Below are 10,430 nucleotides of genomic sequence, written 5' to 3' on the forward strand. Positions count from 1 at the left end.
CGCAGCGAGCGGAGTGGTCCCGACGGAGGAGGGGCCGCGAAGCGAGTGAGGAAGGTGAGCGACCAATAGACAGGGAGCCGCTGTGATCGACGAAACTCTCCTCGAAGCTGAGGAAAAGATGGACAAGGCCGTCTCGGTCGCGAAGGAGGACTTCGCGAGCATCCGGACGGGTCGCGTCACCCCGTCGATGTTCAACAAGATCAATGCCGAGTACTACGGTTCGCCGACCCCGATCCAGCAGCTGGCCTCGTTCCATGTTCCCGAGGCCCGCATGATCCTCATCCAGCCTTACGACAAGGGCTCGATGGCGGCGATCGAGAAGGCGATCCGCGACTCCGACCTCGGTGTCAATCCCGGCAACGACGGTTCGGTGATCCGCGTGAACTTCCCCGAGCTCTCGGAGGAGCGTCGCAAGGAGTACGTGAAGGTCGCGCGCAACAAGGGCGAGCAGGCCAAGGTCTCCATCCGCAACATCCGCCGCTCCGCCAAGGAGACCCTCGACAAGATGGTCAAGGACGGAGACACGGGGGAGGACGAGGTCCGTCGCGCCGAGAAGGAGCTCGACGACCTCACCCAGAAGCACGTCGCCAAGATCGACGAGCTGCTCAAGCAGAAGGAAGCGGAGCTGCTCGAGGTCTGAGCGCTCGCTTCCCACGGCCCTCGCGTGCATGCGGGGGCCGTGGCTTACTAACAGGAAACGCGCTGGTGCCCGGTCAGGACCGGAGCGGCCGCGTTCGACGCGTTTCCCATTAGATCAAGCATCAGACGGCTCGTGGCGGTCTGACCGCTGAGTTGGAGAGCCTGTGGAAGAACGTACGGCGGGCAGCCGTGCCGGCAGGAACCTGCCCGCCGCGATCGCGGTCGGCGCAGGGCTGGGCGCGCTGGTCATCATCTCCCTCCTGACGATCAAGGAGCTCTTCCTCCCGGTCGTCGCGGTCGCCGTGGGTGTCGGGGCGGCCGAGGTGGTCCAGGCGCTGGCCACCAGGGGCATCAGGGTGCCGTTGATCCCCGTGCTGGTGGCGACGGCCGTGATGCAGGGCGGCGCCTACTGGGGCGGCGCGAGCTGGCTGGTCGGCACGTTCGTCGTCTTCGTCTTCGCGCTGCTGCTGTGGCGGATGTTCGACGGCGGGCAGGACGGCTACGTCCGCGACGCCACGGCCTCGGTCTTCGCGCTGGCCTACCCGCCGCTGCTGGCCGGCTTCGTGCCGCTGCTGCTGGCCGAGCCCGACGGCCACCACCGGGTGCTGATCTTCATCGCGGTCACGGTCAGCAGCGACATCGGCGGATACTTCGCCGGGGTCCTGTTCGGCAGGCACAAGATGTCGATCATCAGCCCGAAGAAGACCTGGGAGGGCTTCGCCGGGTCGGTGATCGCGTGCACGGCCGTCGGTGCCTGGCTGGTGGTCTGGCTGATGGACGGCCAGATCTGGCAGGGCGCGCTGATCGGCGTGCTGGTGGCGATCATGGCGACGCTGGGCGACCTGGTCGAGTCGATGATCAAGCGTGACCTCGGCATCAAGGACATGGGCACGCTGCTGCCCGGCCACGGCGGGCTCATGGACCGCCTCGACTCGCTGGTGGCGACGCTGATCCCGGTGTGGCTCCTGCTGTCCCTGTTCTTCTAGACCCCGCCAGGCCGATCACGCCTCGCTGTTCCACGGTTCGAGCCAGAGCCATCGGACGGCCTCGCCGCCGAACCCGAAGCCCGACATGTCCGGCTTGTCGGAGGCGTCGGCCAGCATGATCACACCGTCGTACCGCTCGCCCAGCGGGAAGGTCGACGGCTCGTGGTACCACTTGGCCGTGTGCCCGTGCCCCAGCCAGGTCACCGAGTGCCACGGGTACTGGGCCAGCCACACCAGCAGCAGCGCCGCCTCACGTGGGTCGCCGTGGGTGGCCACGGCCAGCTCGATCCTCGCGTAGGCGCGCGGCCGGTCGATCCACTGCTCCACCGTGGGCATCCGCTGGCAGCTCATGCCGACCGTCGACAGGATCGCGAAGTCACGCTCGCCGTACGGCGGGCGTTCGGTGATGCCGACCGTCGGCAGTCGCTCGCCGCTAGTGTCCCAGTAGCGGCCCGCGGGGCCGACCGCGCGGTCGAGGTGTCCCATGACGAACTGCTGGAAGGAGGCCCATGACCCTTCGCTGTTGCGCCACTGCCAGTAGGCCCGCGCGTGGGTGAGCCTGGGCTGCAGCCCGTCGAGCGCCTCCGACAGCGCCCAGGCGAACGGCGTCTCGCCGATCGCGTCGCGCGCGTAGCCGGGCATGCCCCTGCTCATGTCGGCCCAGCCCGGAATGACCGCGAGAAGCTCGTCGTTCTCATACAGGGCGACGCCGTCGCCCTCCTCGAACCACAGCGTGGTCAACTGGCCCAGCGCGTGCCGTCCCTCGGGATGGTGGGTGTTGGGCCTGGGCATGAGTGGCGGCGCACCGGCGTTCAGCCTGGCCAGGTCGACCACCTCGGGGGCGCTCGTGTGGTTGGCCAGCCAGACGGCTCCGTGCACCTCGCCGCCCGGGGAGCACAGGTAAGCTACCGACGACGCTTCGTCGCGTTCGACCACCAGAGTGCGGCTCCCGTAAGGGTTCCCATCGGTGAGGACGACCTCGGTTTGCCCCTCGCCAGACGACCGGTATATCGCCATACATCTGGACTTTAGATCAAAGAGAGGGCTCATGACCGCCGAGAAGACCGAGCGCCCGTTGCTGCAGTTCGCCGCACCGCGGCGGGCCAAGCCCGCGAGGCACCTGGCGGACCTCACGATGCCCGAACGCCGTGCCGCCATCGCCGAGCTGGGCGAGAAGCCCTTCCGCGCAGATCAGCTCTCCCGCCACTATTTCTCGCATCTGACCACCGACGTCGCGGCGATGACCGACCTGCCCGCCGCGGCCCGCGAGAAGCTGTCGGTGCTGCTTCCCCCGCTGCTGACCTCCGTGCGCGAGATGAGCACCGACGCGGGCACCACGCGCAAGACGCTGTGGCGCCTGTTCGACGGCGCGCTGGTGGAGTCGGTGCTGATGCGCTACCCCGACAGGGCCACCATGTGCGTGTCCTCCCAGGCGGGCTGCGGCATGAACTGCCCGTTCTGCGCCACGGGCCAGGCGGGCCTGACCCGCAACATGTCCACGGCCGAGATCGTCGAGCAGGTGGTGTCGGGGGCGCGGGCGCTGGCGGCGGGCGAGGTGCCCGGCGGTCCCGGCCGGGTCAGCAACGTGGTCTTCATGGGCATGGGCGAGCCGCTCGCCAACTACAAGGCGGTGATCGGCGCGGTCCGCCGCCTGACCGATCCGGCCCCCGAGGGGCTCGGCATCTCCGCGCGCGGCGTCACCGTCTCCACGGTCGGCCTGGTCCCGGCCATCGGCAAGCTCGCCGACGAGGGCCTGCCCGTCACGCTGGCGCTGTCGCTGCACGCCCCTGACGACGAGCTGCGCGACACCCTGGTGCCGATCAACACCCGGTGGAAGGTGCGCGAGGTGCTCGACGCGGCCTGGGCGTACGCGGCCAAGACCAAGCGCAGGGTGTCGATCGAGTACGCGCTGATCAAGGACATCAACGACCAGGAGTGGCGCGCCGACCTGCTCGGCAAGCTGGTGAAGAACAAGCTGGTGCACGTCAACCTAATCCCGCTCAACCCGACGCCGGGATCGAAGTGGACCGCCTCCAGGCCCGAGGACGAGCGGGCGTTCGTGCGGCGGCTGGAACTGCACGGGGTGCCGGTGACCGTCCGCGACACCCGCGGGCGCGAGATCGACGGCGCCTGCGGCCAGCTGGCCGCGGCCGAATAACCCACCCGCCCGTACGGCACAGCACACAGAAGGCCACCGGGGTCACCGGTGGCCGTCTGTCGTTCACGCCACTCCAGCCGGACTCCGGCCCCGCGCCGTCACGTCGCCCCCATGGACCGGTTTCACGGTCTGGCGCGGCGCAGTCTGACGTATGCGGCCAGGCCGAGCAGCGGCCACAGCAGCGAGGGAACCGCCAGCCCCGGCAGGCCGGCGGTCAGCGGCCCGTCGGCGGCCGCTCGCATCCAGCCGCCCAGCGGCACCGTCAGCCAGGCGAAGGGCGAGAGACTGACCAGCAGCATCGCCAGGAACCCCAGCACCAGCATCATGATCGACAGGGCGGGGGAGGGCAGGATCGGGCGGCTGGTCAGCGCACCGAGCGCGGTGCCGGCCAGCGCCGACAGCGCGTGCAGCGCGACCGCCGCGGTCAGCTGCCCCGGCGCGGGGATCTCCGAGACGCCGAGCAGCAGCCCCCACACCACGGCCAGGGCCGCGAACGCCGAGGTCACCACCAGCGCGGCGAGCAGGCCGGCCGCCACCTCCCGCGACGGCGTGCCCGCCGCCGTCGCGCAGATCGCGCGCTGCTCGTCGGGCTCGGTGTCGAGCAGGCTCCGTGCCGCCCAGGCCAGGAACGGCACCAGCAGCACGGCGGTGTCGGTCAGGGCGGCCACCTCCTGACCGAGCGGCGCCCTGACGCCGTAGAACAGCGCGAGCAGCACCGCCACGGGCAGCAGGGCCCGCACGACGCGGTGCGACCTGGTGAAGGCGGCGAGCCTGAAGAGGGTCAGGGCGATCATGTGCGATCCAGCTCTCCGGCCAGGTAGCCGTCCGTCCGCATCCTGGCCACGAACGCGGGGACCTCGTCGGCGGGCACCGTCACGGCGACGACCGCCGTGGGCGCGGCCGTCACGGGCAGGGTGCTCGCCGTGCTCTCCTTCACCTCGCCGTCGAGGACGGTCCAGCGGCGCACCGAGGGGAGGCCGCGCAGGCCGCCCTGGTGGTCGCTGACCACGACCATGCCGCCGCGTCCCGCGATCTCGGTCACGATCGCGGGCAGCTCGGCCCTGGCGTCTGCGTCGAGGCCCGCGAACGGCTCGTCCAGCACGAGCAGCCCCGGCTCGGCCATCAGCGCCTGGGCCAGGCCGACCTTGTGCGCGCTGCCCTTGGACAGGTCGCGCAGCCGCTCGGGCATGAGGTGCGCGATGCCGAGCCGGTCGATCCACGGTTCGACGGCGGCCCGCCTGATCCTGGCCTGGTGGGCGAGGTAGGCGGCGACGGTGAAGGGCTGTTCGGCGGGGAAGCGGTCGGGCGCGAAGCCGACCACGGCGGGGCGGCCGGAGATCGTGCCGGTGGTCGGCCTGGTGAGCCCGGCCAGCAGGCGCAGGAGGGTGGACTTGCCTGCGCCGTTCGCGCCGACGACCTCGGCGACGTCGCCGGGGGCGAGCGTCATCGCGACGTCGCGCAGCACCGCGGGAGCGCGCTTCCGGTAGCTGTAGCTCACGTTCACCAGCCGCATGGCCCCCCATCCTGCATGGTGGGGCCCGGCCCGCGCTACGGGGTCGGTGATCAGTCCTGCAGCCCGAGCTGGTGGGCGGCCCGGATGGCGAGCCAGACCTCGGCGAAGGCGGCGCTGGACGACAGGTCGCGCCCGGTGAGCTCGGCGAAGCGCCGCAGCCGGTAGGCCAGCGTGTTCGGGTGGACGTGCAGGGCCGCGGCGGCGTCCTCGGTGCGCCTGTCGCGCTCCATCCAGGTGCGCGCCGAGGCCAGCAGCTGCGATCCGTGCGCGGAGTCGTAGGCGAGCACCGCGCCGAGCACGTGGTCCACGAGCGCCGTCAGGACCCCGGGGTCGTCCTGCAACCACCGGCCCGTCGTGTCGTCGCCGTAGTGGACCAGCGCCCTTCCCGACTCGGCGGCCCTGGCGGCGGCCCACACCGCCTCTCGCTGCGCCACCCGCAACGGCTCGCCGGAGGAGAAGGGCCTGGAGGCGCCCGCCGCGACCCCCTGGATCGCGGCGACGGCCTGGGCGAGGTCGGGGGAGCCGAGGACGTAGTGGTCGTCGCCACGGCGCAGCATCAGGTACGGCCGGCCGTCCAGCGCGCGGCGCAGCGCGTCTTCGTCGGCCTGGCGGACGGCGAGCAGCGCGATCGGCGACTCGAGCCCCATCCTGTCGAGCCGCCGCCGGGCCGCGGCCGGGTCGAGCACGTCCTGCAGCAGCTCCGACAGAGTCTCGGCGCCCTCACGGCGCAGCGTCTCGCGTTGGTGCCTGACCATGGCCACCTGCAGCGCGGCCACGGTCGCGATGTGCTGGACGACCGCGAGCCCCGCGGGCCGCGCCCCCTCGCGTTCGAAAGCCACCAGGAAGCCGGCGGGGCCCCCCGGCGCGGGCACCGGCAGCACGAACCCGCCGGGGATGGTCGGCGGGGCCTCGGGACCGACGGGCAGCACGTCGACCGACGGCACCGGCACGCCGGGAAGCAGCGGACGCCCCTGCGGCGTGCAGAGGAAGACCTCGTACCCGCTGAGCCGTTCGAGCCTCCTGAACAGGGTCGCGTGGTCGAGGTCCTCGGCCGCCAGCCAGCGCAGCGCGCCGAAGACCTGCAGCTGCGCGCCGAGCCGCTGCCGCGCGTCCTCCTGGACGGCCGCCGCCACCTCCTGCGCGATCGCGATGAACGGCACGGCCAGCGGCACCTCGAGCACCGGCATGCCGCGCTCCTCCGCCGCCTCGAAGAAGGCCCTGCGCAGCGGGGGCACGTGCAGCTGCGCCGAGACGGCCAGCGCCGACACGCCCGCGTCGTCCAGCCGCTCCAGGTAGGCCCGCTGTCTGGCGGCCGAGTGCGGCACGCCGATGCCCGTGGTCATGATGACCTCGGCGCCGAGCAGCCAGGGCGTCGGGTCGTCCAGCTCGCTGACGTGAGCCCACGAGACCGACCGCGACAGGCCCGCCTGCCCGGCCAGCAGGCGCAGCTGGAGGGCGGGCGAGCGGAGCAGATCCTCCACGGATATCTTTGTGGCCACCCACAAAGCGTACGTACAGCTTCGTGACCTGCACAATTGTCGCCTCCATAGCGACGACGCAGACTCGTGCACATGACACAGCAGCCCAGGGGACCCGTCGACTCCTCCAGGATTCCGCGCTTCGCGGGGTTCGCCACCTTCGCCCGCCTGCCGAGGCTCGACGAGGTCGAGCACGCGGACGTCGCCGTGGTGGGCGTGCCGTTCGACAGCGGCGTGTCGTACCGGCCCGGCGCGAGGTTCGGGCCCGCCGCGGTCAGGGAGGCCTCCCGGCTGCTCCGGCCGTACCACCCCGGCCTGGACGTCTCGCCCTTCGAGCGGCTGCAGGTCGCCGACGCGGGCGACATCGCCTGCAACCCCTTCAACATCGGCGAGGCGGTCGAGACCCTCCAGGACGCCGCCGCCGCCTTCGACAGCAGGCTGGTCACCATCGGCGGCGACCACACGATCGCGCTGCCGCTGCTGCGCGCCGTCGCCGCCAAGCACGGGCCCGTGGCGCTGCTGCACTTCGACGCGCACCTCGACACCTGGGACACCTACTTCGGCGCCGAGTACACCCATGGCACGCCCTTCCGCAGGGCGGTGGAGGAGGGCATCCTCGACACCGAGGCGCTCAGCCACGTCGGCATCCGCGGCCCCCTGTACGGCAGGCGCGACCTCGAGGAGGACCGCAGGCTCGGCTTCGGCATCCTGACCTCCCGCGACGTCATGCGCATGGGCGTGGACGAGGTGGTCGACGCGCTGCGCCAGCGGATCGGCGACCGCCCGCTCTACATCTCCGTCGACATCGACGTGCTCGACCCCGCCCACGCGCCCGGCACCGGCACCCCCGAGGCCGGCGGGCTGACCAGCCGTGAGCTGCTGGAGATCCTGCGCGGCATGGCGGGGGCGAACCTGGTGGGCGCCGACGTCGTCGAGGTCGCCCCCGCCTACGACCACGCGGAGATCACCTCCATCGCCGCCTCGCACGTGGCCTACGACCTGGTCAGCCTGCTCGCACTCAAGGACAAGCCGTGAAGATCGAGACCTACGGCGTCGAGCGCATTCCCGACGCCGACCGCACCGCCCGGCCGATCGACCTGTTCAGGCTCGCCTTCGGCGGCGCGAACACCTTCGCCACCTGCGTGCTCGGCGCCTTCCCGATCCTGTTCGGGCTGTCGTTCTGGCAGGGGGTGACCGCGACCGTCCTCGGCCTGGTGGTGGGCGCGCTGATCCTGGCGCCGCTGTCGCTGTTCGGCCCGCTCAACGGCACCAACAACGCCGTCTCCTCCTCGGCGCACCTGGGAGTCCACGGCAGGATCGTCGGCTCGTTCCTGTCGTTGCTCACCGCGATCGCCTTCTTCTCGATCTCGGTGTGGTCCTCCGGCGACGCTCTGGTCGGCGGCGCGCACCGGCTGGTGGGCCTGGCCGAGAGCGACTTCACCTACGGCGTGGCCTACGCGCTGTTCGCCGGTCTGGTGCTGGTGGTCTGCATCTACGGCTTCCGCTTCATGCTCTTCGTCAACAAGATCGCGGTGCTGGCCGCGTCGCTGCTGTTCGTGCTGGGCGTCTTCGCCTTCGCCGGCGACTTCGACCCGTCCTACGCGGGCACGCTCCCGGCAGGCGACCCGCTGTTCTGGCCGTCGTTCATCGGCGCGGCGCTGATCGTGCTGTCCAACCCGGTCTCCTTCGGCGCGTTCCTCGGCGACTGGTCGCGCTACATCCCCGCCGAGACGCCGCGCTCCCGGGTGCTGGCCGCCGCGTTCCTGTCGCAGATCGCCACCTTCCTGCCGTTCCTGTTCGGCCTGACCACCGCCTCGATCATCGCCGCCAAGGCCGCGAAGTACGTCGATCCCGCCGCGCCCAACTACGTGGGCGGCCTGCTGGCCATCTCGCCCGGCTGGTACTTCGTCCCGGTCTGTCTCATCGCGCTGATCGGCGGCATGTCCACCGGCACCACCGCGCTGTACGGCACCGGCCTCGACTTCTCCAGCGTCTTCCCGCGCTTCTCCAGGGTCCAGGCCACGATCTTCATCGGCACGCTGTCGATCGTCTTCATCTTCGTCGGCCGCTTCGCCGCCAACCTGACGCAGAGCATCTCCACCTTCGCCACGCTGATCATCACCTGCACGGCGCCGTGGATGGTCATCATGATGCTCGGCTACCTCACCAGGCGGGGCTGGTACGACGCGGAGGCGCTGCAGGTCTTCAACCGCCGCCAGCGCGGGGGACGCTACTGGTTCACCCACGGCTGGAACTGGCGGGGCATGACCGCCTGGCTCGCCTCCGCGGTCGTGGCCATCCTCTTCGTCAACCTGCCGGGCCAGTTCGTCGGCCCGCTGGGCGACCTCGCGGGCGGCGTGGACGTCTCGCTCCCTGTGGGGCTGGCGATCGCGGCCGTGCTCTACCTCGTCCTCCTGGCCGCCTTCCCCGAGCCCCGGGAGGTGTACGGCCCCGCGGGACCTCGCCTGGTCGGCGCCGCCGACACCCCTGTCCCGCCGATCGTCGCCGCGGAGCTCGTCGGCTAGTGGGTCCCCCTCGCGTCAGGGGCGGGGGACGGCGCTCGTGCCCTGACGGTCGCGCAGCAGCGCCACGAGCGCGGACGTCACCGGGGCGGCGAGGAACGCACCGGTGATCCCCGCCAGCACGCTGCCGATCGTGATCGCGATCAGGATCACCGCCCCCGGCAGATCGAGCGCCTTGCCGTAGATCTGCGGGGCCAGCACGTGCCCCTCGATCTGCTGGACCAGCACCGTGACCGCGACCACGACGAGGGCCACCAGCCAGCCCTTGGCCACGAAGGCCACCACCGCGGCCAGCAGACCGGCCAGGAACGCGCCCACCACGGGCAGGAACGCGCCCGCGAAGGTGAGCACCGCCAGCGGGAGCGCGATCGGGACGCCGAGGATCCACAGCGCGATCCCGATGAAGAACCCGTCCACCACGCCGACGATCGCCACGCCGCGGATGTAGCGGCCCACGACGTCGAAGACCACCTCGCCCGTCTCCCTCATGCGCGGCCTGGCCCGCAGCGGCGCGAGGTCGGTGAGCCAGCCGTACAGCCGGTCTCCGCCGTGCACGAAGTAGATCGCCAGGATGACGGCGAGCACCGCGCCCACGATGATCTCGCCGATCGTCCTGGCGCCCGCGAGGGCGCCCGTGGCGATCTGCTCTCCCTGCTCGACGAGCCACGCCCGGGCCTGGGCGAGCAACGACGCCAGCCGCGCGTCGTCGAGGCCGAGGCGGGCGGCCACCCCGTGCAGGTCGTCGAGCGCGGTGCCCACGCTGGCGTGCAGCTGGGACAGCCCGTTGATCGTCGGCGGCACGAGCACCGAGAAGAACGCCACCAGGAGCGCCAGGCCGCTCACGCACACGATCGCCGTGGACAGGCCCCTGCCCATCCCGCGTCCGCGCAGCCACTTGGCGGGCGGCAGCAGCAGCGTGGTCAGGAAGACGCCGAGGATGACCGAGATGGCCACCGTGCGCACCAGCGAGAGGCAGTAGAGGCCCACGGCGATGAGCGCGATCACCCCGAGCGCCCGCCACGGATTCATGCCCAATGGCCTTCCCGCTGGGGCGACGCGCGGCGACCGGGGAACCACAAAGGCATGACCAAAACTAGTCAGGTTTCACGAATGTTGCCAGGTCTTTACGTCGTG

At 71.4% G+C, this 10,430-nt stretch carries 10 protein-coding genes; 5 read left to right on the forward strand and 5 right to left on the reverse strand.

All coding sequences use genetic code 11. The features are described 5' to 3' along the window. Positions 1–82 precede the first annotated feature (82 nt). Both frr and H4W81_RS45440 read left to right on the forward strand, forming a co-directional pair. On the forward strand, positions 83–640 hold the full coding sequence (frr, locus tag H4W81_RS45435) for a ribosome recycling factor (RefSeq protein ID WP_192780451.1): 558 nt from the start codon (positions 83–85) through the stop codon (positions 638–640). A 163-nt stretch (positions 641–803) separates the two neighbouring features. Continuing rightward, positions 804–1,625, forward strand: coding sequence for a phosphatidate cytidylyltransferase (locus H4W81_RS45440; RefSeq protein ID WP_192780452.1), 822 nt, complete (start codon positions 804–806; stop codon positions 1,623–1,625). A gap of 15 nt (positions 1,626–1,640) precedes the next feature. On the opposite strand, the gene H4W81_RS45445 is transcribed toward H4W81_RS45440, so the two are convergent. Further along, the gene (locus H4W81_RS45445) at positions 1,641–2,561 is read right to left on the reverse strand and encodes a suppressor of fused domain protein (protein ID WP_318782480.1); all 921 of its coding nucleotides are present in this window, start codon (positions 2,559–2,561) and stop codon (positions 1,641–1,643) included. Between the two features lie 112 nt (positions 2,562–2,673). On the opposite strand from H4W81_RS45445, the gene rlmN reads away from it, so the two are divergent. After that, positions 2,674–3,783 carry a dual-specificity RNA methyltransferase RlmN gene (gene rlmN / locus H4W81_RS45450; RefSeq protein WP_192780454.1) on the forward strand — a complete coding sequence of 370 codons (1,110 nt, stop codon included), beginning with the start codon at positions 2,674–2,676 and terminating at the stop codon, positions 3,781–3,783. 122 nt (positions 3,784–3,905) lie between these two features. On the opposite strand, the gene H4W81_RS45455 is transcribed toward rlmN, so the two are convergent. Genes H4W81_RS45455 through H4W81_RS45465 form a run of 3 tightly spaced genes read right to left on the reverse strand, consistent with a single transcriptional unit; the run spans position 3,906 to position 6,795 of the window. Next, entirely contained in the window at positions 3,906–4,577 is a 672-nt protein-coding gene (locus tag H4W81_RS45455) for a hypothetical protein (RefSeq protein ID WP_192780455.1), read from the reverse strand. Further along, positions 4,574–5,296 (reverse strand): ABC transporter ATP-binding protein, encoded by a 723-nt coding sequence (locus tag H4W81_RS45460; protein WP_192780456.1) that lies wholly within the window; start codon positions 5,294–5,296, stop codon positions 4,574–4,576. The genes H4W81_RS45455 and H4W81_RS45460 overlap by 4 nt, the downstream gene beginning before the upstream one ends. A 50-nt stretch (positions 5,297–5,346) precedes the next feature. Then, a complete protein-coding gene (locus H4W81_RS45465) occupies positions 5,347–6,795 on the reverse strand; it encodes a PucR family transcriptional regulator (RefSeq protein ID WP_318782481.1) in 1,449 nt (482 codons plus the stop codon). A 72-nt stretch (positions 6,796–6,867) separates the two neighbouring features. Between H4W81_RS45465 and speB the strand changes: the two genes are divergently transcribed. Both speB and H4W81_RS45475 read left to right on the forward strand, forming a co-directional pair. Then, complete coding sequence (gene speB / locus H4W81_RS45470; RefSeq protein WP_192780457.1) at positions 6,868–7,809, forward strand: agmatinase; 942 nt, start codon at positions 6,868–6,870, stop codon at positions 7,807–7,809. Continuing rightward, complete coding sequence (locus tag H4W81_RS45475) at positions 7,806–9,299, forward strand: purine-cytosine permease family protein (RefSeq protein ID WP_192780458.1); 1,494 nt, start codon at positions 7,806–7,808, stop codon at positions 9,297–9,299. Before speB ends, H4W81_RS45475 begins: the two co-directional genes overlap by 4 nt. A gap of 15 nt (positions 9,300–9,314) precedes the next feature. Here the strand turns inward: H4W81_RS45475 and H4W81_RS45480 are convergent, their stop codons facing one another. After that, a complete protein-coding gene (locus H4W81_RS45480; protein ID WP_192780459.1) occupies positions 9,315–10,325 on the reverse strand; it encodes an AI-2E family transporter in 1,011 nt (336 codons plus the stop codon). Positions 10,326–10,430: the final 105 nt, after the last annotated feature.

The sequence above is a fragment of the Nonomuraea africana genome, from assembly GCF_014873535.1.
In the GTDB taxonomy this organism is placed as follows: Bacteria; Actinomycetota; Actinomycetes; order Streptosporangiales; family Streptosporangiaceae; genus Nonomuraea; species Nonomuraea africana.

Excerpts from the sequence above, each read along its gene's own strand:
- rlmN (WP_192780454.1), top strand. The coding sequence starts at position 2,674 with ATGACCGCCGAGAAGACCGAGCGCCCGTTGCTGCAGTTCGCCGCACCG.
- H4W81_RS45455 (WP_192780455.1), bottom strand. The coding sequence starts at position 4,577 with ATGATCGCCCTGACCCTCTTCAGGCTCGCCGCCTTCACCAGGTCGCAC.
- H4W81_RS45460 (WP_192780456.1), bottom strand. The coding sequence starts at position 5,296 with ATGCGGCTGGTGAACGTGAGCTACAGCTACCGGAAGCGCGCTCCCGCG.
- speB (WP_192780457.1), top strand. The coding sequence starts at position 6,868 with ATGACACAGCAGCCCAGGGGACCCGTCGACTCCTCCAGGATTCCGCGC.
- H4W81_RS45480 (WP_192780459.1), bottom strand. The coding sequence starts at position 10,325 with ATGAATCCGTGGCGGGCGCTCGGGGTGATCGCGCTCATCGCCGTGGGC.